Source organism: Frigoribacterium sp. AC759, from assembly GCF_979256015.1.
In genome coordinates this window covers 233,401-255,388 of sequence record NZ_CEEDMT010000002.1, presented here as the reverse complement: position 1 = coordinate 255,388, position 21,988 = coordinate 233,401, and the positions used below count along the sequence as shown (strand labels likewise).

The 21,988-nt window shown below is 69.0% G+C and carries 20 protein-coding genes and 4 tRNA genes; 17 read left to right on the top strand and 7 right to left on the bottom strand.

The genetic code is table 11. From position 1 onward, the window contains the following. Positions 1-5: 5 nt before the first annotated feature. Positions 6-602 (bottom strand): DUF3000 domain-containing protein, encoded by a 597-nt coding sequence (locus tag ACZ6JE_RS04115; RefSeq protein ID WP_192060280.1) that lies wholly within the window; start codon positions 600-602, stop codon positions 6-8. A 121-nt stretch (positions 603-723) separates the two neighbouring features. Here ACZ6JE_RS04115 and ACZ6JE_RS04110 point away from each other — a divergent pair, with 121 nt between their 5' ends. Next, the gene (locus ACZ6JE_RS04110; protein WP_464318267.1) at positions 724-1,962 is read left to right on the top strand and encodes an alpha/beta hydrolase family protein; all 1,239 of its coding nucleotides are present in this window, start codon (positions 724-726) and stop codon (positions 1,960-1,962) included. Here the strand turns inward: ACZ6JE_RS04110 and ACZ6JE_RS04105 are convergent. From ACZ6JE_RS04105 to ACZ6JE_RS04095, 3 genes are read right to left on the bottom strand one after another with little or no spacing between them, the layout of a single operon-like run. Further along, positions 1,883-2,641, bottom strand: coding sequence for a dihydrofolate reductase family protein (locus ACZ6JE_RS04105; RefSeq protein WP_192060281.1), 759 nt, complete (start codon positions 2,639-2,641; stop codon positions 1,883-1,885). The genes ACZ6JE_RS04110 and ACZ6JE_RS04105 overlap by 80 nt on opposite strands. Next, complete coding sequence (locus tag ACZ6JE_RS04100) at positions 2,638-3,081, bottom strand: SufE family protein (protein ID WP_243215059.1); 444 nt, start codon at positions 3,079-3,081, stop codon at positions 2,638-2,640. The genes ACZ6JE_RS04105 and ACZ6JE_RS04100 overlap by 4 nt, the downstream gene beginning before the upstream one ends. Continuing rightward, positions 3,078-3,977 (bottom strand): sulfurtransferase, encoded by a 900-nt coding sequence (locus ACZ6JE_RS04095; RefSeq protein WP_464318266.1) that lies wholly within the window; start codon positions 3,975-3,977, stop codon positions 3,078-3,080. Before ACZ6JE_RS04095 ends, ACZ6JE_RS04100 begins: the two co-directional genes overlap by 4 nt. A 223-nt stretch (positions 3,978-4,200) precedes the next feature. On the opposite strand from ACZ6JE_RS04095, the gene zapE reads away from it, so the two are divergent. Together zapE and ACZ6JE_RS04085 are read left to right on the top strand one after the other, a co-directional pair. Continuing rightward, on the top strand, positions 4,201-5,217 hold the full coding sequence (gene zapE, locus ACZ6JE_RS04090; RefSeq protein WP_464318265.1) for a cell division protein ZapE: 1,017 nt from the start codon (positions 4,201-4,203) through the stop codon (positions 5,215-5,217). 278 nt (positions 5,218-5,495) lie between these two features. Then, entirely contained in the window at positions 5,496-6,779 is a 1,284-nt protein-coding gene (locus ACZ6JE_RS04085) for an ammonium transporter (protein WP_192060285.1), read from the top strand. Positions 6,780-6,959: 180 nt separating this feature from the next. On the opposite strand, the gene ACZ6JE_RS04080 is transcribed toward ACZ6JE_RS04085, so the two are convergent. Continuing rightward, a tRNA-Val gene (locus ACZ6JE_RS04080) sits at positions 6,960-7,035 on the bottom strand. A gap of 174 nt (positions 7,036-7,209) precedes the next feature. Between ACZ6JE_RS04080 and ACZ6JE_RS04075 the strand changes: the two genes are divergently transcribed. The 3 genes from ACZ6JE_RS04075 to ACZ6JE_RS04065 all read left to right on the top strand — a co-directional run bounded on the left by ACZ6JE_RS04075 (position 7,210) and on the right by ACZ6JE_RS04065 (position 7,555). Then, positions 7,210-7,281, top strand: a tRNA-Gly gene (locus tag ACZ6JE_RS04075). 66 nt (positions 7,282-7,347) lie between these two features. Next, positions 7,348-7,421: transfer RNA gene (locus ACZ6JE_RS04070), tRNA-Cys, on the top strand. Between the two features lie 62 nt (positions 7,422-7,483). Beyond that, positions 7,484-7,555, top strand: a tRNA-Val gene (locus ACZ6JE_RS04065). Positions 7,556-7,763: 208 nt separating this feature from the next. Here the strand turns inward: ACZ6JE_RS04065 and coaBC are convergent. After that, the gene (gene coaBC / locus ACZ6JE_RS04060; RefSeq protein WP_464318309.1) at positions 7,764-9,017 is read right to left on the bottom strand and encodes a bifunctional phosphopantothenoylcysteine decarboxylase/phosphopantothenate--cysteine ligase CoaBC; all 1,254 of its coding nucleotides are present in this window, start codon (positions 9,015-9,017) and stop codon (positions 7,764-7,766) included. 252 nt (positions 9,018-9,269) lie between these two features. Here coaBC and ACZ6JE_RS04055 point away from each other — a divergent pair, with 252 nt between their 5' ends. The 5 genes from ACZ6JE_RS04055 (at position 9,270) to ACZ6JE_RS04035 (ending at position 14,480) form a co-directional block, all read left to right on the top strand. Beyond that, entirely contained in the window at positions 9,270-10,028 is a 759-nt protein-coding gene (locus tag ACZ6JE_RS04055) for an NRDE family protein (protein ID WP_192060286.1), read from the top strand. Positions 10,029-10,190: 162 nt separating this feature from the next. Next, positions 10,191-11,051 (top strand): transporter substrate-binding domain-containing protein, encoded by an 861-nt coding sequence (locus tag ACZ6JE_RS04050; RefSeq protein WP_371740719.1) that lies wholly within the window; start codon positions 10,191-10,193, stop codon positions 11,049-11,051. A gap of 2 nt (positions 11,052-11,053) precedes the next feature. Further along, complete coding sequence (locus tag ACZ6JE_RS04045) at positions 11,054-11,719, top strand: amino acid ABC transporter permease (RefSeq protein ID WP_243213352.1); 666 nt, start codon at positions 11,054-11,056, stop codon at positions 11,717-11,719. After that, a complete protein-coding gene (locus ACZ6JE_RS04040; protein WP_464318264.1) occupies positions 11,709-12,509 on the top strand; it encodes an amino acid ABC transporter ATP-binding protein in 801 nt (266 codons plus the stop codon). The genes ACZ6JE_RS04045 and ACZ6JE_RS04040 overlap by 11 nt, the downstream gene beginning before the upstream one ends. A 192-nt stretch (positions 12,510-12,701) precedes the next feature. Further along, entirely contained in the window at positions 12,702-14,480 is a 1,779-nt protein-coding gene (locus tag ACZ6JE_RS04035; RefSeq protein WP_464318263.1) for a hypothetical protein, read from the top strand. Positions 14,481-14,495: 15 nt separating this feature from the next. Here ACZ6JE_RS04035 and ACZ6JE_RS04030 read toward each other — a convergent pair whose 3' ends face one another. After that, complete coding sequence (locus ACZ6JE_RS04030; RefSeq protein ID WP_464318262.1) at positions 14,496-15,716, bottom strand: cobalamin-independent methionine synthase II family protein; 1,221 nt, start codon at positions 15,714-15,716, stop codon at positions 14,496-14,498. A 212-nt stretch (positions 15,717-15,928) separates the two neighbouring features. Between ACZ6JE_RS04030 and ACZ6JE_RS04025 the strand changes: the two genes are divergently transcribed. The 6 genes from ACZ6JE_RS04025 to pdxT all read left to right on the top strand — a co-directional run bounded on the left by ACZ6JE_RS04025 (position 15,929) and on the right by pdxT (position 21,955). Further along, positions 15,929-17,254 carry an aminotransferase class V-fold PLP-dependent enzyme gene (locus tag ACZ6JE_RS04025; RefSeq protein WP_464318261.1) on the top strand — a complete coding sequence of 442 codons (1,326 nt, stop codon included), beginning with the start codon at positions 15,929-15,931 and terminating at the stop codon, positions 17,252-17,254. Continuing rightward, positions 17,251-17,757 (top strand): Fe-S cluster assembly sulfur transfer protein SufU, encoded by a 507-nt coding sequence (gene sufU, locus ACZ6JE_RS04020; protein ID WP_192060291.1) that lies wholly within the window; start codon positions 17,251-17,253, stop codon positions 17,755-17,757. Before ACZ6JE_RS04025 ends, sufU begins: the two co-directional genes overlap by 4 nt. Before the next feature lie 95 nt (positions 17,758-17,852). Next, positions 17,853-19,817 (top strand): threonine--tRNA ligase, encoded by a 1,965-nt coding sequence (thrS, locus tag ACZ6JE_RS04015; RefSeq protein ID WP_464318308.1) that lies wholly within the window; start codon positions 17,853-17,855, stop codon positions 19,815-19,817. A gap of 2 nt (positions 19,818-19,819) precedes the next feature. Continuing rightward, the gene (locus ACZ6JE_RS04010; RefSeq protein WP_464318260.1) at positions 19,820-20,401 is read left to right on the top strand and encodes an HIT family protein; all 582 of its coding nucleotides are present in this window, start codon (positions 19,820-19,822) and stop codon (positions 20,399-20,401) included. Positions 20,402-20,424: 23 nt separating this feature from the next. Continuing rightward, positions 20,425-21,339: a pyridoxal 5'-phosphate synthase lyase subunit PdxS gene (gene pdxS, locus ACZ6JE_RS04005; RefSeq protein WP_464318259.1), complete on the top strand. Its 915-nt coding sequence runs from the start codon at positions 20,425-20,427 to the stop codon at positions 21,337-21,339. Beyond that, positions 21,329-21,955: a pyridoxal 5'-phosphate synthase glutaminase subunit PdxT gene (gene pdxT, locus ACZ6JE_RS04000; protein ID WP_464318258.1), complete on the top strand. Its 627-nt coding sequence runs from the start codon at positions 21,329-21,331 to the stop codon at positions 21,953-21,955. Before pdxS ends, pdxT begins: the two co-directional genes overlap by 11 nt. Positions 21,956-21,988: the final 33 nt, after the last annotated feature.

Sequence of the window (21,988 nt, the reverse complement as noted above, 5' to 3'; positions counted from 1 at the left end):
CTGGTTCAGTCCCGACCGACACGCCGCGACGCGAGGAGGGTGACGCCCTCGACGGTCGGCGGGAGGCCCGCGAGCGTGCAGATCAGTTCGCCCCAGGCCTCGATGTGGGGGCCGAGGTCGGTGCTGGTGGGGCTCCACGAGGCGCGCAGCTCGAGCAGGGCGCCGTCGCCGTGACGGGCCAGCTCGCCGTAGCCGGTCGAGAGCAGCTTCGTGGCAGTGCCCGAGGCCGAATCGTAGGCGGCGCCGCGGGCGTCGAGCGAGTCGACCAGCCACGACCAGGCGACGTCGGCGACGAAGGGGTCGAGGGCGAGGTCGGTCTCGAGGGGAGCCTGGGCGAAGCAGACGACCCGGAAGGGCCCGCCCCAGGCCTCCGGTTCGGACGCGTCGTGGAGGAGGGTGAAGCGTCCGGTGCCGAGGTCGGAGTCGGCCCGGCCGTTCGCCCCGACCACGTCGCCGGCGAGAGCCAGCGAGTTCGGAGCGATGCCGCCGGGTGCGGGGATCTCGGTCACGGCGAGGTCGTCGCGGGTGGCTGCTCGACGCACCGCGTCGACGGCGTCGAGGAACGCGGGCGCAGGCGACGGCGTCGAGGGATTGTCGGACACGTGTGCAGACTAGGCTCCGAGCAGACCGTCAGGCAGACGGCACGCCGCGTCGGGCTGCACGACGGGCGTCGGCCGTCCGCGCCGGTCGCCCCGTGCCCGCGTCGAGTGTCCGGAGTCCGTCGTGACCAGCAGAGCGTCCCGTCCACCCGCCGGGGGATCGAGGGCCGCCCTGGCCGTCACCGCGATCGTGGTCGGTTCGTCCGTCACGCTCTCGCTCGTCGCCATCGCGGGGGGCGTCGTGGCTGTGATGCGCAAGATCGTCACGCCCGAGCGCCGGCGCCGCGACGACCTGCGCATCGTCGGTCACGATGCCGCCTCGTCGACCGTGAGCCTGACCTCGACGGCCGACACGCGCCTCCCGGGCCGCTACAGCCTCTGGTTCGACGGCGGTCGTGGTCATGCGCGTCTGGGCGAGGTGCTGAGCGACGACGGGCGGGTCGTCGTCCGGCGGGTCGAGCAGGTGACCGCCGGCTCGCTCGACGGGGCCCGTTCGGGGCGCATCGGCGGCTGGCTGTGGTCGGACCCCGGCGAGGCCGATCTCGATGCCGAGGAGGTGCGGGTCGACACCGAGGTCGGCCCGGCCCCCGCCTGGCTGGTGCCGGCCGAGGGCGGGGAACCGGGCCCCTGGATGATCGGCGTGCACGGTCGCGGCGTCACCCGCGCCGAGACGATCCGGTCGGTGCCCGTGTTCCGCCGGCACGGCTACACGTCGTTGCTCGTCTCGTACCGGAACGACGGCGACGCGCCCCGATCGCTTGATGGCCGCTACGCCCTGGGCGACGACGAGTGGGCGGACGTCGAGTCGGCGATGGCCTACGCCCTGCTGCACGGGGCGACGTCGCTGGTGCTGATGGGCTGGTCGATGGGCGGGGCGCTCGTGCTGCAGGCGGCCACGCGGTCGACGCTGGCCGGTCGGGTGTCGGGCGTCGTGCTCGAGTCACCGGTCGTCGACTGGCGCACCACCCTCCGATTCCAGGGGGCGGCCATGCACGTGCCGCGGGTCGTCCAGGATCTCGTGCTGCGCCTCCTGATGTCTCCCGCGCTCTCGCGTCTGAGCGGGCGGCGCGGCCCGATCGATCTCGATCGACTCGACCTGGTGGCCGGCGCCGACGCCCTCGACGTGCCCGTCCTGCTGCTGCACAGCGACGACGACGGGTTCGTCCCGTCGACGGCGTCGCACGCCCTCGCGGATGCACGACCCGATCTCGTGCGTCTCGAGGTGTTCCGCACCGCGCGCCACACGAAGCTCTACAACTTCGACCCGCAGCGTTTCGAGCGGGTCATCGACGGGTGGCTGGGCCGTCTTCCACGAGCCAGCGGGCGTACAGCGCGCTCTGCTCGTCCATCAGTAGCTGACTGAGCGTCAGACGCGACGGGTCGAAGCGCTCGCGTCCGAAGACCGGCAGACCGCTGCCGATCACGATCGGCGAGGTGGAGAGGCAGAGCTCGTCGACCAGTCCGTCGTGCAGGAACTGCCCCGCGAGCGACGGCCCGCCCTCGCAGACGAGCGACAGCAGGCCGTGGGCGTGCAGCCGGTCGAGCACCGCGGCGGGCTCGAGGCGGCGGGACTCGTCGGCGCAGGTCAGGACGGTCGCGGCGCGGGCGACCTCGCCGCCGAGCGTGCGCCGGACCTCCGCCACCGCGGCCTCGGGGCAGACGACGACGACGCGCTCGGCGGCCTCCGGGTCCATCCGGTGCCCGGAGAGGTCGCCCGAGGACGTCACGACGACCAGCCGGGAGGTCTTGGGCACCCGGTAGCCCTCGGCGCGGACGCTGGCCGCTCCGACGACGACCCCGTCGGCGACCGCCCGGATCGCCGCGAGGATGGTGCGGTCCGTCGGGTTGCTGAGCGTCTCGGAGGTGCCGTCCGACCCGGCGGCGTCGCCGCTGACCGCGGTGATGAGGTTGAGGCGGGTCCAGGTCGCGGCCGGAGGCGCGTACAGGTCGCGCAGGCGACCGGGCGTCGCCTCGTGCTCGATGTCGAGCTCGAGACCGGTCTCGAGGGGACGCCCGGTCGTGTGCAGCACGCGCAGGGTCACGCGGTGGCGATCCTGTCGCGGATCTGACGCTTGGCGCGCGCGAGGAGGGCGGTCATGCCCCGGATGCGCAGCGGGCTGACGGCCTCGGTCAGGCCGATCGTCTGCGGGTAGTCGTCGGGCACGGCGTCGAGCACCTCGTCGACGGTCAGGCCGTCGAGACCCTGAGCGAGGATCGAGGCGAAGCCGCGGGTCGTCGGGGCCTCCCGCGGGGCGGTGGCGTGCAGGTGGACGCGACCGTCGACGACCTCGACGAAGAGGTAGACGGGGCTCTGGCACTCCACCACCCGTTCGAGCAGGTCGGGGTGGTCGGCGAACCGGGCCGGCAGGTCGGGCAGCTCGTTCGAGAACTCGAGCAGCAGCTGCAGGCGGTCGCGCACCTCCAGCGCCGTGAACTCCTCGCGGATCTCGACGAGCGCGGCGGGCAGCGTGGTCCCGGTCACCGGGCGGGGACCTCTCCGGGTTCGTTGCCCTGCACGATGGGCACACGGACGGCGCTGCCCCATTCGGTCCACGAGCCGTCGTAGTTGCGGACGTTCTCGAAGCCCATCAGGTGGTGCAGCACGAACCAGGTGTGGCTCGACCGCTCGCCGATGCGGCAGTAGGCGACGACCTCGTCGCCGGTCTCGAGGCCGGCGCCGTCGCGGTAGATGGCGTCGAGCTCGGCGACGGGACGGAACCGCCCGTCCTCCGCCGCGGCCTTGCCCCAGGGGACGTTCGCGGCCGAGGGGATGTGCCCGGCGCGGAGGGCTCCCTCGTCGGGGTAGGCGGGGGGGGTGGTCCGCTCGCCCGAGTACTCCTCGGGGGAGCGGACGTCGATCAGGGGCTTGCCGAGGTGCTCGAGCACGTCGTCCTTGTAGGCGCGGATGACCGTGTCGTCGCGCTCCACGACCGGGTAGTCGCTCGTCTCGGGCTCGGGGGAGTCCGTCGTGTACTCGCGTCCCTCGGCCTCCCAGGCGGCGCGGCCGCCGTCGAGCAGCCGCACGTCGTCGTGACCGAACAGCGAGAACACCCAGAGCGCGTAGGCGGCCCACCAGTTGTTCTTGTCGCCGTAGACGACGATCGTCGTGTCGCGTCCGATGCCCTTCGACGACATCAGCCGGGCGAATCCCTCGCCGTCGATGTAGTCGCGGCGGACGGGGTCGTTGAGGTCGAGGTGCCAGTCGATCTTGACGGCGCCCGGGATGTGGCCCGTCTCGTAGAGCAGGACGTCCTCGTCGGACTCGACGACGACGAGACCGGGGGAGCCGAGGTGCTGCGCCAGCCAGTCGGTGCTCACCAGGCGTTCGGGGTGCGCGTAGTCGCTGAAACGGGCGGACGTGTCGTGCTCGACGACCATGGACTTACCTCCGGGTGTGTGTCTCCGCCTGCTGCGGAGCGCCGCGTGAGCGGCTGATGTTCGGGTTGCCGGTGAGCACTAAACTCAGGGGCAGTACGACCCCGTCGAGGCTACGCACCGCGCTTTGGCCTCGCACAGGGACTCCAGAGACTCTTCCACACATCGCTCGGCGGACGCCGGGCGCCACCGCGCTCCGTGCCCGATCGACCGTGAGGCCGCCCCGATGTCACCCGATCCCACCGCCAGCGTCGTCTCGCTGGTCGACCGCACCCCCTCGATCACGGGTGCCGAGATCGTCACCGCGCTCGTGCCTCCTCGGCAGTTCGTCGACGCGTCGCTCGAGAACTACCGCCCCGACGACGCCTTCCCCTCGCAGCACGAGGCCGTCGAGGCCGTGCGCTCGTTCGACGCGGCACCCGCGGGCGCCGCCCGACGAGGCCTGTTCAGGAGGCGCGCCGAGGCTCCGGCCGTGCTGCCCGGCCTCTATCTCGACGGCGGGTTCGGCGTCGGCAAGACGCATCTGCTCGCCGCGCTCTTCAACCGCAGCGGCGGACGCCGCTACTTCGGCACGTTCATCGAGTACACGGCGCTGGTCGGGGCGGTCGGCTACGCCGGTGCGGCTGCCCAGCTGAAGGGCGCGTCGCTCGTCTGCATCGACGAGTTCGAGCTCGACGACCCGGGCGACACGATGATGATGACGCGACTGCTCGGCGATCTCGCCGACGACGGCACCCGGATCGCCGCGACCTCGAACACCCCGCCGAACGCCCTGGGCGAGGGGCGCTTCGCCGCCGCGGACTTCCTGCGCGAGATCCAGGGGCTCTCCGACCGGTTCCGCACGCTGCGGATCGACGGCGACGACTACCGGCGCCGCGAGGTCGAGGCGTCCGCCTCCGTGACCGACGACGTCGACGCCGCGCTCGCCACCGTGACCGGGCCGGTCTCCGTCGACGACTTCGGCGCGGTCGTGGCCCACCTGTCGACGGTCCACCCGAGCCGGTACGTCAAGCTCGTCGCCGGGCTCGAGGCCGTCGGGCTCCGCGACGTCTCGCCGCTCACGAGTCAGACCGACGCTCTGCGCTTCGTCGCCTTCGTCGACCGGCTGTACGACGGTCAGGTGCGCGTGGTCGCCTCCGGCACCCCCCTCGACTCGGTCTTCGGCGAGGAGATGCTGGCCGGCGGGTACCGCAAGAAGTACCTGCGGGCCGTCTCGCGGCTGGTGGCGCTGACGTCCCTCTGACGTCGGCCCGACGCCCTTCCAGAGCCGCCCCGACGTTCTTCCGACATCGCTCCGATGACCTCCACAGGCCGTCGGCGGTCGTTTCGGGCCGGTGTGAAACACGTTGTTTACACGCGCCCGAATCGCGTTACATTCCCGAAACATCGGTGCACACGCAACGAAACCTCACCCCACGACACTGAGAGCCGCACCCCGGTCCCGCCCCCGCAGCCCGTGAACACTCACGGTCGGGCGGCCGACCGTTGCCCCTGGCTCCCGAATCGAGAGGTGACTCACAGATGGATCAAGGCAATACCGCCTTCATGCTGATCACAGCAGCACTAGTGCTGCTCATGACCCCCGGCCTGGCGTTCTTCTACGGCGGCCTGGTCAAGGCCAAGAGCGTCATCAGCATGATGATGCTGAGCTTCGGGGCCATGGGCCTCATCGCCGTCCTCTGGGTCCTGTTCGGCTACTCGATCGCCTTCTCGAACGGACCCGAGGGGCCCGCCGGCACCGACACCTACATCGGCTGGGACGGCGTCTTCGGCTTCGACCCCTCGATGTTCAGCCTGAACTCGCTGTTCGTCGACAGCCTGGACCCGGCCGGCGCCTACCCGACCATCGCGTTCGCGGCGTTCCAGGCGACCTTCGCGATCATCACGGTCGCCCTCATCTCGGGTGCCATCGCCGACCGCGCCAAGTTCGGCGCCTGGATGATCTTCGCCGGGGTCTGGGTGACCATCGTCTACTTCCCGGTCGCCAGCTGGGTCTTCAACTTCACGCTCGGTGAGGACGGCTCGGTGGTCGACGGCGGCTGGATCGCCAGCATGGGAGTGATCGACTTCGCGGGCGGCACGGCGGTCCACATCAACGCCGGAGCCGCGGCCCTCGCCCTGGCCCTCGTGCTCGGCAAGCGGGTCGGATTCGCCAAGGGCGCCGACAAGCCGCACAACCCGCCCTTCGTGCTGCTGGGCGCCGGTCTGCTCTGGTTCGGCTGGTTCGGCTTCAACGCCGGCTCCGAGCTCGCGGCCGACGGCGTTGCCGCCCTCGCCTTCCTGAACACGATCGCCGCGCCGGCGGCAGCCATCCTCGGCTGGCTCGTCGTCGAGAAGATCAAGGACGGCAAGGCGACCTCCATCGGCGCCGCCTCGGGTGCCGTAGCCGGTCTCGTCGCGATCACCCCCGCCTGCGCCGCGCTCACGCCGTTCTGGGCCATGGTGCTCGGCGTCGTCGCCGGTGCGGTCTGCGCCCTCGCGATCGACCTCAAGTTCAAGCTCGGCTTCGACGACTCGCTCGACGTCGTCGGCATCCACCTCGTCGGCGGTCTGATCGGAACCCTCTACCTCGGCTTCTTCGCCAACGGCAGCGGTCTGATCTTCTCGGGTTCGCTCGACCAGCTGGGCATCCAGGCCGTCTCGGCCCTGGCCGTCATGGTCTACTCGTTCGTTCTCGCCTACCTGATCGGCTTCGTCATCGAGAAGACCATCGGGTTCCGCGTCAAGAACGAGGACGAGGTGGCCGGCATCGACCTCGCCATCCACGGCGAAGAGGGCTACGTCCTCGAGAACTCGCGCCAGTAGGCGCACCCCACCAGCACCACACGCACCACGAGGACGGCCCCGGTCAGACGACCGGGGCCGTTCCGCGTCCCCCAGCTCGCTCGTCTGTGCGGACACGCCCGTGCACCGCACTCGAGCCGGGTCGAAGCGACCGGAACGAGAACAGGGCCCCGCATCTGCGGGGCCCTGAACTCGTCTGCCTGGTGGGCGATACCGGACTCGAACCGATGACCTCTTCCGTGTGAAGGAAGCGCGCTACCAACTGCGCCAATCGCCCCTGCGGGACTCGTCGATGCTAGTGCATACGGGTGCCGGAGCGCCATTCGACACGGCCCCGAAGGAGGCGCGGTGCGGCCGGATGGGCCCCAGCAAGACACGAGGGTGACTCGATTTGGTATCTGGTCCGGGGTGTGGGTATTGTTCTTTTGCACGCAGAAATGCAAAGCGAAATGCGGATGTGGCGCAGTGGTAGCGCATCACCTTGCCAAGGTGAGGGTCGCGAGTTCGAATCTCGTCATCCGCTCGAGTGTCAAGCTCACCAGAGGGTGGTCCACCGACTGGTGGCCTCCTTCTGGGGGGCTGCTCGTATGGTGGAGTGGCCGAGAGGCGAGGCACCGGCCTGCAAAGCCGTTCACGCGGGTTCAAATCCCGTCTCCACCTCCAATCGATGCAGACTCAGGTCTACACTCGATGCAGTAATCCGCAACAGATGTGAACACAGTTTTGAGCGATTGGCGCAGCGGTAGCGCGCTTCCCTGACACGGAAGAGGTCGCTGGTTCGATCCCAGTATCGCTCACACACCGAAAGCCCCGGCATCCGCCGGGGCTTTCGTCATGTCCGGGTGTGGTCGGCCCGTCGGGCTGTCCGCGCGGCGGCCCATCGGGCTGTCCGTGCGCAGGCCGCCCATGCGGGCGTGTCCGGTCGAAGCGGTCGGCTCGCGACGACCGTCTCGGCCGCACTCGCCCGGACTCGGCGCCGATCTCCCCACGCCTCGCCGTCCGGCGCTACTCGACCAGGCGTTCCGCCACCGCGTCGAGCAGGGCGTCGGCGACCTCCCGCTTCGACCCGCGGGCCTCGGCGACCTCCGCACCCTCACGGTCGATGACGATCACCGAGGTGTCGTCGGCGCCGAAGCCGGTCGTCCATCCCACCGAGTTCAGCACGAGCAGGTCGGCGCCCTTCCGCAGCTGCTTCGTCCGACCCAGCGCCACGAGCTCGTCGCGGTCCTCCGTCGTCTCGGCGGCGAACCCCACCACGACCTGACCGTCGCGGCGAGCGGCGACGAGACCCGCGAGCACGTCGGGGTTCCGGACGAGTCGCACGGTCATCTCGTCGCCGGTGTCGTCCTTCTTGATCTTGCCGGGGGCGACCTCGGCCGGCCGGTAGTCGGCCACCGCGGCGGTCATCACGACGACGTCGTGCGCGGCCGCCTCGGCGCCCATGGCGGTCTCCAGCTCGAGCGCGGACGAGACCGGGACGACGCGGATCGTCGGTGCTGCGGCCAGCGACTGCAGCACGGCCCCGTCCAACTCGGCAGCGACGACGGTCACGTCGGCGCCTCGTCGAGCCGCGGCGAGGGCGATGGCCGCACCCTGCTTGCCTGTCGAGCGGTTTCCGATGAACCGCACCGGGTCGAGGGGTTCGCGGGTGCCGCCTGCCGATACGACCAGGCGGACGCCGGCGAGGTCGGCGACCCGCGCCTCCTCGGCTCCCGCCGGATCAGTCGAGGAGGCGTGGGTCGCCACCGCGAGGGCCGCCGCGACGATCTCGTCCGGCTCGCTCAGTCGACCCGGCCCCGAATCGCCGCCGGTGAGCGGTCCGTCGGCGGGTCCGACCACCGTCACCCCGCGTGCGCGCAGCAGCTCGATGTTGGCGACGGTCGCCGCGTTGCGCCACATCTCGGTGTGCATCGCGGGGGCGACGACGAGCGGCGCGGTGCTGGCGAGGATCGTCGTGCCGAGCAGGTCGTCCGAGAGACCGTGCGCGATCTTGGCGAGGGTGTGAGCCGTGGCGGGGGCGACGACGATCAGGTCGGCCTGCTGCCCGAGCGCGACGTGCCGCACCTGCGCCACGTCGTCGAAGACCGAGGTGCGCACGGGGTTGCGGCTGATCGCCTCGAGGGTCGGTGCGCCGACGAATCGCAGGGCCGCCTCGGTCGGCACGACGTGCACGTCGTGACCCTGCAGCACGAGCCCGCGGACGACGCCGACGGCCTTGTACGCCGCGATCCCGCCCGAGATGCCGACCACGACGTTCAGCCGCCGCGACGATCCGGTCGGGTCGGCGGGGTCGGTCGGGTCGGTCGGGTCGGTCGCGTCGGCGGGGGAGTGCGGGGAGGAGTCGTGCGTCACGGGAGTGCCCTGTCGATCGGTGGCGGACGGTCGGCCGACCCGGGGCCCCGGTCGGTAGCGTTGCACTCCCACGATGCCGCATCTCGTGGCCGCCCGTCTGATCGTCGTGCGCGTCGCCGCACGGCGACCCCACGCGAGACACCCACCCGGAGGACCCTCATGTGCACCGTCGTCGTCTCGATCGCACCCGACTCCGACTGGCCCGTGGTGTTCTTCGGTCTGCGCGACGAATCCCCCGACCGCCCGTGGGACGAGCCCGGCGCCTGGTGGCCCGAGCTCGGAGACCGGGTCACGGGCGTGCACGACCGTGAGGCCGGGGGCGCCTGGCTGGCCGTCGCCACGCGGCCGAGCCGGGCGAGCGTCGTGCTGAACCGCCACGAGGAGCCGCCCGCGCCCGAGGGCGGCTGGGCCACGCGGGGTTCCCTCCCTCTGCGGGCCGCGGCCGACGGCGCCCTGCCCGTCGGACCGCAACGGACGCGGACCTTCAACCTGCTGACCGCGGACCGAGGAGGCGCGACCCACTCCATCTGGGACGGCTCGGCCACCCGGTCCATCCGTCTCGACCCCGGCGTCCACATGCTGACCCACGCCGCACCCGACGATCGGAGCGTGCCCCGCGTCGATCGCTGGCTGCCCCGGTTCCGCGACGTCGCGCCTCCTTCAGGGCCTCTCGCATCGGCCGCCGCTGCCGACGCCGGCGGCGAGGGCGACTGGGCTCCGTGGCTCGATCTGATCCGCGAGAGCAGCGCCCTCGCGGCGGACGACGACGACGCGCTCATCCGCTCCGACCTGGTCGACGGGAAGCTCTTCTCGTCCCTGTCGCTGAGTGCCGTCGCGGTCTCGGCGACGAGCGTCGCCCACCGGCACATCCGGCTCGACGGCGCCCCGTCGGTGACCGAGGCGCTGGCCCGCCGCTGACCCCCCCCCCCCGAGCTCACCACCGGGCCCACCACCGGTCCCGTCCGGAGAGTCCGATCGCAGCCGTCCCGAGGTCACGAAAGGACATCGGGAATCCCACCGCCGCCGTCGGCGTTAGGGTCGGGTGGCTCGTCCGACCCCGAGTCTCCGCAAAGGAACCCCGTGAAGATCACCGCCCCCCGCTCCGTCCGTCGCCTCTCCGTCGCCGGCGTCGTCGCCGCTGCAGCCCTCGCGCTGACGGCCTGCGCCCCCGCCTCGACCGACGGCGTCGTCACGCAGACCGGCGATGCGACCGCCGACACGAGCGCGGCGAAGAGCCTCGACGACATCCAGGAGTCCGGCGAGCTCGTCATCGGCACCGAGGGCACGTACCAGCCCTTCACCTACCACGAGGGCGGCTCCGGGGCGCTCACGGGCTACGACGTCGACGTCGCCACGGCCGTCGCCGAGAAGCTCGACCTGACTCCGACCTTCGAGGAGACCCAGTTCGACGCCCTGCTGGCCGGGCTCGACGCGGGGCGGTTCGACATCGTCGCCAACCAGATCTCGATCACCGACGAGCGTGAGGCCGGCTTCGACTTCTCGACGCCGTACACGGTGAGTCGCGGTGCGGTCATCACGGCCGCCGACAACACCGACATCACCTCGCTGGCCGACCTCGAGGGCAAGACCACCGCGCAGTCGCAGTCGAGCAACTTCTACACGACGGCCAAGGACGCCGGCGCCGACGTGCAGGTCGTCGAGGGCTGGGCCCAGTCGGTCGCCCTGCTCGAGCAGGGCCGCATCGACGCGACGGTGAACGATGAGCTGACGTTCCTCGACTACGTCAAGACGAACCCCGACAAGGCGGCCGCGATCAAGATCGCGGCGACGACCGACGACGTCTCGAACTCGGCGCTGGTCACCACCAAGGGCAGTGACGACCTCGTCGCGGCCATCGACGATGCCCTCGCCGAGCTGAAGGCCGACGGCACTCTCGCGGAGATCTCCGACCAGTACTTCGGCCAGGACGTCAGCGAGTAGTCGTGCAGTCCACCCTCGACCTCTTCGCGCGGTCGCTCTGGCCGATCGTGTCGGGAGCGCTCGTGGCGTCGATCCCGCTGGCGCTGATCTCGATGGCCCTGGGCCTCGTGATCGCCATCGTGATCGCGTTGATGCGACTGTCGGGGCGGATCTGGCTGGCCGGCATCGCCCGGTTCTACACCTCGGTCATCCGCGGAACCCCGCTGCTGGTCCAGCTGTTCGTCGTCTTCTACGGTCTGCCGTCGCTCGGCATCCGACTCGACCCGTGGCCCAGCGCCATCATCGCGTTCTCGTTGAACGTGGGCGGGTACGCCGCAGAGGTCATCCGCGCGGCCATCCTCTCGGTGCCGAAGGGCCAGTGGGAGGCCGCGCACACGATCGGCATGTCGCGGGGGCTGGCGCTCCGGCGGATCATCCTGCCGCAGGCGGCCCGGGTGTCGGTGCCGCCGCTGTCGAACACGTTCATCAGCCTCGTCAAGGACACCTCGCTCGCGAGCGTCATCCTCGTCGTCGAGCTGTTCCGTCAGGCGCAGCAGATCGCTTCGGTCTCGAACGAGTTCCTCCTGATCTACCTCGAGGCAGCCCTGGTCTACTGGGTCATCTGCCTCATCCTGTCGTTCGGACAGGACGCCCTCGAGAAGAGATTGGACCGCCACGTTGCCCGCTGACGTCACCCCGCCTCCGGCATCGGGCGCCGATGCGACCGTCCTGACCGTCCGTGGTCTGCGCAAGAGCTTCGGCGAGAACGAGGTCCTCCGCGGCATCGACCTCGACGTCCGTCGTGGTCGGGTCGTCGCCATCATCGGGCCCTCCGGCTCGGGCAAGACGACCGTCCTGCGGTCGCTGAACAGCCTCGAGGTCCCCGACGCCGGGACGGTGACCCTCTCCGACGGCCGATCGATCGACTTCGGCTCCAAGGTCGGCAAGCGAGACCTCACGGCCCTCCGCGACCGCTCGTCGATGGTCTTCCAGCACTTCAACCTGTTCCCGCACCTGACCGTGCTGCAGAACGTCGTCGAGGGTCCGGTGCGCGTGCAGAAGCGCGACCAGGAGGAGGCGCGGGCCGAGGCCGGAACGCTCCTCGCCCGGGTGGGCCTCGCCGAGAAGGCCGACGCCTACCCCGCCGAGCTGTCCGGCGGGCAGCAGCAGCGCGTGGGCATCGTCCGCGCCCTGGCGCTCCGCCCCGAGCTGCTGCTCTTCGACGAGCCCACCTCGGCCCTCGACCCCGAGCTGGTCGGTGACGTCCTCACGGTCGTCAAGGAGCTGGCCGACGACGGCTGGACGATGATCGTCGTCACCCACGAGCTCGAGTTCGCCCGGCGCGTCGCCGACGAACTCGTCTTCATGGACGCCGGCGTGGTCGTCGAGCGCGGGCGCCCGGCCGACGTGCTGAGCCGCCCGCGCGAAGCCCGCACGCAGCAGTTCCTCCGGCGCGTGCTCAAACCGCTCGACGACTGAGCCCTGGAAGATAGTTATAGGGTGGCAAAATTGAAGTCGATCCGGTTTCAAACGATTGAGTGTGGTCGGTGTGGCAGTCAACGCGTAATCGGGGGGCCCTGTGGTGAATGTGGAAAGCCTGGCCGACCAAATGAAGTGAACGGCGATGTGGTACGTCGCCAAACACTTGTTACGCGAGTAGATTCCTACAGGTTGGCAATCGACGGGGATGCGCCATCGGCGACCGAACTGGGGCTCTGGGTCCAGCAATTCCTGGACGCCCTTGGCACTGGCCTGCGGGAGCCGCTCAAGCGTTCGTCTGCTTCGTCGATCGCTGCACTTCTCAACAAGCTTGATATGTGGATCGGTGAACTCGAGAAAGAGCAATTACGGCCCGAACTCTCGAAGAAGAAGGCGCTGCTGGAAATCACGCAATCCTTGACAGGGTTGTGGCCGATATATTCACGGGTTTTATGTTCAACGTCCATGCAAGAAGCCCAGGCTGGCTCAACCGAGGGCCAGAAATTAATTGACATCGCAGTCGCGCCTTTGACGGCATACCGTGAGTTGGAGGATAAATTAGTTCTCTTGCATAACCCTGAGGCGGGTGACTTTTTTGATCGTGCTGTCGCAACTTTGCAGGAACTACACCCCGGCAAGACGGTCATTGAAATGGATCATGAAGGTGCAGAGCGCCTGCGGAACCTGACACTTGTAGAACAATTTTCACCTGGCCTTGGAGTTCAATACTTATTATACGAGGCTATTTCGAGAGTATTTCTTGACAAGTCCCGATTCATCGACATATTGCAACAGTCCAGTGGCCTACTGGAAGACAGTGATTTACTCCTCAATATCGCCAAGCAGCCCTCTAGTCTTCAAGCACTTGGTGCTGCCGAACGAACTTTGCACGATACCTTTCGAGCCTATGAAGCTGTCATTGCGAGCGGTGACTCTGACGTGACTTTCCTCGTTCGACAATGGCTCAAGTTATATGCAGAGGTGCTTGAGGAGGGATTCTTGCCGCTGGCTGTCTGGTATCTTCTCGGAACAGGGGCGAAGAGTCGCTCCTTCGAGGCTCTCCTCCAGGACGATGCGACTCGGCTCGTGGAAGCTCTAAACGAGGCAACTGCACCAAAGGCCATTGTCTCCGGCCTTGATAAGTATATTCGTCACGCAGCCAGCCACGGCCACAGCTACAGCGTTGACGGTGAGCGTGTTATTTTTACTCTTCGTTCGTATAGTGAAACGCAGTCTGTAGGTCAGATCGGCGACAAGCTACTGGCTCTCCTCGAAGCTATGGCGTCGATGAGCATAGCTCTGCGCGTCCGACTCAGTGCCTTAGGTATTGAGAGCAATGTGTCAACAGCGGATCGAGATGCTATGGGCTTAGGTACGTTTAGAATGACTAGTTTTGCGCTTAGTCAGTATGGAAAGATTGTTTCGGCAAATCAACAAGAGGGCATTTGGTCCTTTGATCTCGAGGCTACTCATTCTGCCTTTTCGGTTGCCGCGTCCCTCATCACATTAAGTGACCCGGTTAAATGCTCGGTTCAAGTGACTAATGTGCTAAAAAAGTCTGACTTCCCGGCATCTTGTTTACTGCAACGCAGTGATGTTATCAATTATCTCAACTCACATTCCGATATGGATGAATTCGCCGGTGCAGCGAGCCTCTTGGCGATGCTGTTCAAAGGGCGTGATGCTAACAATGTTCCTCTGGCCACTCGAGAGGACGTACGTTTCGTTGCCGGCTGTGCAGCCATCTCTCTTCTGATAAAAAAGGATTACAACGTAATTCCTCTACTGCGTGATGCGAGAAGATATGCCCTGGAGCTAGAAGACGCCGTCTTGCTGGACACAATTGATGAGACTTTTCGAAGCATGAGACGCACTGGTTCTGCTGAGCAAAAGCTGATGGAACGACTTCTGGATTTCTCCCGGCTCCCGTCCCCTTCGGCTCCGTGTCACCGCACGGTGCGCATTACATAGCTACCGCCTTTACCCTCAGCCGAAGAGGCGGTGCGACGCGATGCGGGCGCCCTCGCCGAGCGACGCGAGCTTCGCGACGGCGATCTGCGGGTGGATCCGCCCGCCGAGACCGCAGTCCGTCGAGGCGACGACCCGGTCGGGGCCGACGGTCGACGCGAACGCCTCGATGCGGTCCGCGACCAGCTCGGGATGCTCGACGACGTTGGTCGCGTGACTCACCACACCGGGGGCGATCGTCTTGCCGGCGGGCAGCTCGACGTCGCGCCAGATCTTCCACTCGTGCTCGTGGCGTACGTTCGCGGCCTCGAACGAGTACGAGCCCGCGTCGATCTCGAGCATCAGGTCGACGATGAGCCGGAACTCGATGTCCGTGGTGTGCGGGCCGTGCCAGGATCCCCAGCAGAGATGGAATCGCACCAGCTCGGGCGGGATGCCGCGGAGGGCGTGATTCAGCGCCTCGACCCGGATGCGGGTGAACGCCCGGTAGTCGTCGATGCTCGGCTCGGGGTTGATCTGGTCCCAGTTCTCGGCGATCGAGGGGTCGTCGATCTGCACGACGAGGCCCGCACCGGTGATGGCGAGGTACTCCTCGCGCAGCACCTCGGCCCAGGCCCAGATGTGCTCCTCCTCGGTGGCGTAGAAGTCGTTCGCGATGCGGGCTCCGCTGCCCGGCGACAGCGAGGTGATGAAGGCCGACGTGGCGTGGCCGGCCGCGACGCCGGTCGTGAGGTTGGCGATGTCGGAGGCGATGGCGTTCTGCCCGACGTAGGCCAGCGGCCCGGTCGTGCTGGGGAACGGCGTCGCCCCCGAGCCCGTGCCGATGCCCGACGTCGGGTCGGTGTACGCGTCGTGGAACCTCTGCCAGTCGCGTCGATCGGGGAACGAGGTCAGGCGCACGTCGCCCGGGCCCGAGCGCACCGGCTGCTGGCTGAAGATGTCCGAGCCGGTCAGCGACAGCCCGCCGACCCGCTGGAACGAGTACGACCACCAGGCGCCGTAGTCGACGGCGCTCGTCATGGCCTTGCCGTACTCGCCGTCTCCGACGATCGTGATGCCGAGATCCTCCTGCCGGCGGACGAGGTCGGCGACGGCCGCGGTCAGCAGCTCGTCGAACTCGGGGGTCCGTTCGAGCGTGAAGCCGTCGGGCCCGAGGGCGCGGGCGTCGTTGGCGGCGATGAGTTCGGGGGTGCGCGGCAGACTGCCGGCGTGACTGGTCTCGATGCGGTCAGGGCTCATGCCCTCATGCTGGCCGGGCTGCGGACCCGGCGCCACCCCCTCCGCGGCGCGCGTCACACGGCGTCATGCGCCGGAGTGGTGGGAACACGCGGGGCGGCCGGGCCGTTGGGTCGTCGTACCGTCGGCGACGATCAATAGGATCGACGGGAAAGGACACCGTGACCCAGATCTCCGCAAGGCCCAGCCCATCCGACTCGACCGGCGCTGCCGACGTGACCGGCGCTGCCGACGCGACCCGCGCCTCCCTCGCTTCGGGGCTCTCCGAGTCCGAGGTGCAGCGTCTCCGTGCCGACTTCCCCCTGCTCGGCCAGACGGTGAACGACGAGCCGCTCGCCTACCTCGACTCGGGGGCCACGGCGCAGCGCCCGTCGAGCGTGCTCGACGCGGAGCGGGTGTTCCTCGAGACGATCAACTCGGCTGTGCACCGCGGCGCGCATACGCTGGCCGGTCTCGCGACCGAGGCCTTCGAAGACGCCCGGGCCACCGTCGCCGGGTTCGTCGGCGCCTCCGTCGACGAGATCGTCTGGACGGCGAACGCGACCGACGCCCTGAACCTCGTCGCCTACGGCTTCGCGAACGCGACGCACGGTCGCGGGGGAGCGCCGGCCCGCCGGTTCGCCCTCCGTCCCGGAGACGAGATCGTGCTCACCGAGGCCGAGCACCACGCGAACCTGGTGCCCTGGCAGGAGCTCGCGGCGACGACCGGCGCCGTGCTCCGGTTCGTCCCCGTCGACGACGACGGCGTCTGGTCGGCCGACGACCTGATCGCGCTGCTCGGCGACCGCACCCGGATCGTGGCGTTCGCGCACGTGTCGAACGTCACCGGGCAGATCGCCGAGGTCGAGCGCCTCGTCGAGGCCGCCCACGCTGTCGACGCCCTCGTCGTGCTCGACGCCTGTCAGTCGGCGCCGCACCGACCGCTCGACCTCCCGGCCCTGGGGGTCGACTTCGCCGCCTTCTCGGGGCACAAGATGCTCGGTCCGACCGGCATCGGCGTCCTCTACGGGCGGGCCGAGCTGCTCGACGCGCTGCCGCCGTTCAAGACGGGCGGATCGATGATCACCACCGTGACGCTCGAGGGCTCCGAGTACCTGCCTTCGCCGCAGCGCTTCGAGGCGGGCACCCAGCCGGTGTCGCAGGCCGTGGCGCTGGCCGAAGCCGTCCGCTACCTCGACGCCGTCGGTCTCGATCGCATCCGCGTGCACGAAGAGACGCTCGCCGAGCGACTCGTCGCGGGTCTCGCCGCCGTCCCCGGCGTCCGCGTCGTCGGACCGCCCGCGGGCGTGGCCCGCTCCGGTCTGGCGTCATTCGTCGTCGACGGGGTGCACGCGCACGACGTCGGGCAGTACCTCGACGCCTCGGGCATCGCGGTCCGCGTGGGGCACCACTGCGCGCAGCCGCTGCACCGGCGCCTCGGCGTCGCCGCGACCACCCGCGCCAGCACGTACCTGTTCAGCACCGAGGCCGAGGTGGACCGCCTCCTCGACGGCGTCGCCGGAGTCCGGGCGTACTTCGGGGTCGAGGGGTCCGAGCGATGAGCGCCTCCCTCGACTCCCTCTACCAGCAGGTCATCCTCGATCACGCGAAGCGACGGCACGGCGACGGCGAGCTGCTCGGCGCGCAGGCCGAGCACTTCGAGCGGAACCCCACCTGCGGCGACGAGATCACCGTCCGGCTCTCGGTCGACGAGGCCACCGGGCGCATCGACGGGTTCGCCTGGCAGGGCGCCGGCTGCTCCATCTCGATGGCGTCCGCCTCGGTCCTCAGCGAGCTGGCTCCCGGCCGCACCCTGCCCGAGCTGCGGCTGCTGATCGACGAGTACCGCTCGATGATGCGCTCCCGCGGGGCGGGCGAGCCCGACGACGAGGTGCTCGGCGACGCGGTCGCGTTCCACGGCGTCTCGAAGTTCGTCATGCGCGTCAAATGCGGGATGCTCGCCTGGGTGGCCGCCGAGGCGTGCGCGACCGAGCTCGCGGTCGTCCCGACCGGGAGGGCCGAGGAGGCGCGGGGCACGATCGATCCCGGCTCCGCGCCCGTCTAAACTGACTTGGTCCCTCCCACGTAAGGAACCTCACGACCGTGACAGATCAGACCGTCCCCGCCGCCCCCGCCTCGACCGACCTGCAGCCCGTCGAGGTGTCCGAGACGACGACGGGCTTCGAGATCTTCACGGACCGCTCGGTGGTGGCTCTGCGGGTCGGCGGCGAGCTGCGCGATCTGGCGACCGAGCTCCACGCGGGCGACGTCGCCGAGCCGGTCCTGATCGGGTCGCCCGACGGGCTCGCCATCCTTCGGCACTCGGCCGCGCACGTCATGGCGCAGGCCGTCCAGGCGATCAACCCCGCGGCCAAGCTCGGCATCGGCCCGCCCGTCACCGACGGCTTCTACTACGACTTCGACGTGGCCGAGCCCTTCACCCCCGACGACCTCAAGGCGATCGAGAAGGGGATGGAGCGCATCATCAAGCAGGGCCAGCGCTTCCGTCGCCGGGTCGTCACCGACGACGAGGCCCGCGAGCTGCTGGCGGCCGAGCCGTTCAAGCTCGAGCTGATCGGCCTCAAGGGCGGGTCGAGCGACGAGATCGGCGACGACGGCGAGTCCGTCGAGGTCGGTGGCGCCGAGCTCACCGTCTACGACAACGTCGACCCCAAGACCGGCGACGTGATCTGGTACGACCTCTGCCGGGGTCCTCACCTGCCGAGCACGCGCCTCCTCGGCAACGCGACGAAGCTGATGCGGGTGGCGGCGGCCTACTGGCGGGGCTCCGAGAAGAACCCGCAGCTGCAGCGCATCTACGGCACCGCCTGGCCCACCAAAGACGAGCTGCGTGCGTACCAGTCGCGACTCGAGGAGGCCGCGAAGCGCGACCACCGCAAGCTCGGCGTCGAGCTCGACCTGTTCTCGTTCCCCGACGAGATCGGCTCCGGTCTCGCGATCTTCCACCCCAAGGGCGGCATCATCCGTCGCGAGATGGAGGACTACTCCAGGCGACGTCACGAGGCCGCCGGGTACGACTTCGTCTACACGCCGCACATCACCAAGGCGAGCCTGTTCGAGACCTCGGGTCACCTCGGCTGGTACAAGGACGGCATGTTCCCGGCCATGAAGCTCGACGAGGCCCGGAACGACGAGGGCGAGATCACCCGTCAGGGTGCCGACTACTACCTCAAGCCCATGAACTGCCCGATGCACATCCTCGCCTACCGGTCGCAGCCCCGGTCGTACCGCGACCTGCCGCTCCGCCTGTTCGAGTTCGGCACGGTGTACCGCAACGAGAAGTCCGGCGTCATCCACGGGCTGACGAGGGTCCGGGGCATGACCCAGGACGACGCGCACATCTTCACGACCCGCGACAAGATGAAAGACGAGTTGACCGGCACGCTGAACTTCGTGCTCTCGCTGCTCCGCGACTACGGCCTGACCGACTTCTACCTCGAGCTCTCGACCAAAGACCCGGAGAAGTACGTCGGCGACGACGACATCTGGGAGACCGCGACGGCGACCCTCCGCGAGGTCGCGGAGGAGTCCGGTCTCGACCTCGTGCCCGACCCCGGCGGGGCCGCGTTCTACGGGCCCAAGATCTCCGTCCAGGCTCGCGACGCCATCGGGCGCACCTGGCAGATGTCGACTGTCCAGCTCGACTTCAACCTGCCCGAGCGCTTCGACCTCGAGTACGCGGCGGCGGACGGCACGCGCCAGCGCCCGGTCATGATCCACCGCGCCCTCTTCGGCACGATCGAGCGCTTCTTCGGTGTGCTGACCGAGCACTACGCCGGTGCGTTCCCCGTCTGGCTCTCGCCCGAGCAGGTCGTCGCCGTGCCCGTGGCCGACGAGTACGGCGAGTACCTCGACGGCGTGGTCGCGCGTCTCCGAGCCGAGGGCGTCCGCGCCCGGGTCGACCACGGCGACGACCGGTTCCCGAAGAAGATCCGCACGCACACGAAGTCCAAGGTGCCGTACCAGCTGATCGCCGGAGAAGAGGACCGCGCCGCGGGCGCCGTGAGCTTCCGTTACCGCGACGGAACGCAGGAGAACGGCGTCCCGATCGACGACGCGATCGCGAAGATCCTCACGGCGATCCAGACCAAGGCCCAGGTCTGACCGTGTCCGATCCCGCGGCCACCGAGGCCTCGGGCGACTTCGCCGCCGTTCCCGACGCCTTCCAACGTCTGTGGACCCCGCACCGTGCGGTCTACGTCGGGCAGGGACAGGGCGCGCACGACGACGACTGCCCGTTCTGCGAGGCGCCGTCGAAGTCCGACGACGACGCGCTCATCGTCGCGCGGGGTGAGCACGCGTACGTCGTGCTCAACCTCTTCCCCTACAACCCGGGGCACCTCCTGGTGTGCCCGTATCGCCACGTCGCGACCTACGACCTGGCGACCGTCGACGAGGTGACCGAGATCGCCGCCCTCACGCAGATCGCGATGCGGGTGCTCACCGTCGTATCGCGTGCCCAGGGGTTCAACATCGGGATGAACCAGGGCCAGGTCGGGGGAGCGGGCATCGCCGAGCACCTCCACCAGCACATCGTGCCGCGGTACGGCGGCGACTCGAACTTCTTCCCGATCATCGCCGAGACCAAGGCTGTCACCCGACTTCTGGGCGACGTCCGCGCCGCCGTCGCCGAGGCCTGGCCCGCGACCGATCGGGCGTCGGACCCGACGACGACCCGAGAGTCATGAACAGCCCTAGAATGGAAGGCATCATGAGCGACACGACCCCCGCCTCCACCTCGTCCGCCACAACCGGTTCGGACCGCGTCAAGCGCGGTCTCGCCGAGATGCTCAAGGGCGGCGTCATCATGGACGTCGTCAACGTCGAGCAGGCCAAGATCGCCGAAGACGCGGGGGCCGTCGCCGTCATGGCCCTCGAGCGCGTCCCCGCCGACATCCGCTCGCAGGGCGGCGTGGCGCGGATGAGCGACCCCGACATGATCGACGAGATCGTCGCAGCCGTCTCGATCCCCGTCATGGCCAAGGCCCGCATCGGCCACCTCGTCGAGGCGCAGATCCTGCAGACCCTCGGTGTCGACTACATCGACGAGTCCGAGGTGCTGAGCCCCGCCGACTACGTCAACCACATCGACAAGTGGAACTTCACCGTGCCGTTCGTGTGCGGTGCGACCAACCTCGGCGAGGCGCTCCGCCGCATCACCGAGGGTGCGGCCATGATCCGCTCCAAGGGCGAGGCCGGCACGGGCGACGTCTCCGAGGCCACCAAGCACATCCGCACCATCTCGAAGGAGATCGCGCAGCTGCAGGGCCTCAAGACCGACGAGCTCTACGTCGCCGCGAAAGAGCTCCAAGCACCCTACGAGCTCGTCAAGGAGATCGCGGAGACGGGCAAGCTGCCGGTCGTGCTCTTCACCGCGGGCGGGGTCGCGACGCCCGCCGACGCCGCGCTCATGATGCAGCTCGGCGCCGACGGCGTCTTCGTGGGCTCCGGCATCTTCAAGTCCGGCAACCCGGCCGAGCGTGCCCGGGCCATCGTCAAGGCGACCACCTTCTTCGATGACCCGCAGGTCGTGGCCGACGCGTCGCGCGGTCTAGGCGAGGCCATGGTCGGCATCAACGTGCCCGACCTGCCTGCGCCCCACCGTCTCGCCGAGCGTGGCTGGTAACAGCACGGAGGCGGGTCGGCGGTCACCTCGCGTCGGTGTCCTGGCGCTCCAGGGCGACTTCCGTGAGCACATCGGCGTCCTGACGTCACTCGGTGCAGAAGCGGTGCCGGTTCGCCGGGCATCCGAGCTGGCATCCGTCGACGGTCTCGTGATCCCCGGGGGCGAGTCGGGCGTGATGGACAAACTGACCCGCCTGTTCGACCTCGCCGTTCCTCTCCGCGCCGCGATCGACGACGGCCTGCCGGTGTACGGCACCTGCGCCGGGCTCATCATGCTCTCCGACCGCATCGTGGACGGCATCGCCGGGCAGAAGAGCCTGGGCGGTCTCGACGTCGCCGTCCGACGCAACGCGTTCGGCAGTCAGACCGACTCCTTCGAGACCGATGTCGACGTCCCCGTCATCGGGTCGCCGCCCGTGCACGCCGTCTTCATCCGGGCCCCGGTGGTCACCGAGGTCGGGCCGCTGGCCACGGCGATCGGCGTCCTCGACGACGGCCGTGTCGTCGCCGTCGAGCAGGGCAACCTGCTCGGCACCTCGTTCCACCCCGAGGTGACCGACGACTACCGGTTCCACGCGTACTTCCTCGACAAGGCCCGTGCCCGGGCATCGCGGTAGACTCGTCCCGATTTCCGCCAGCAGTTGAAGGAG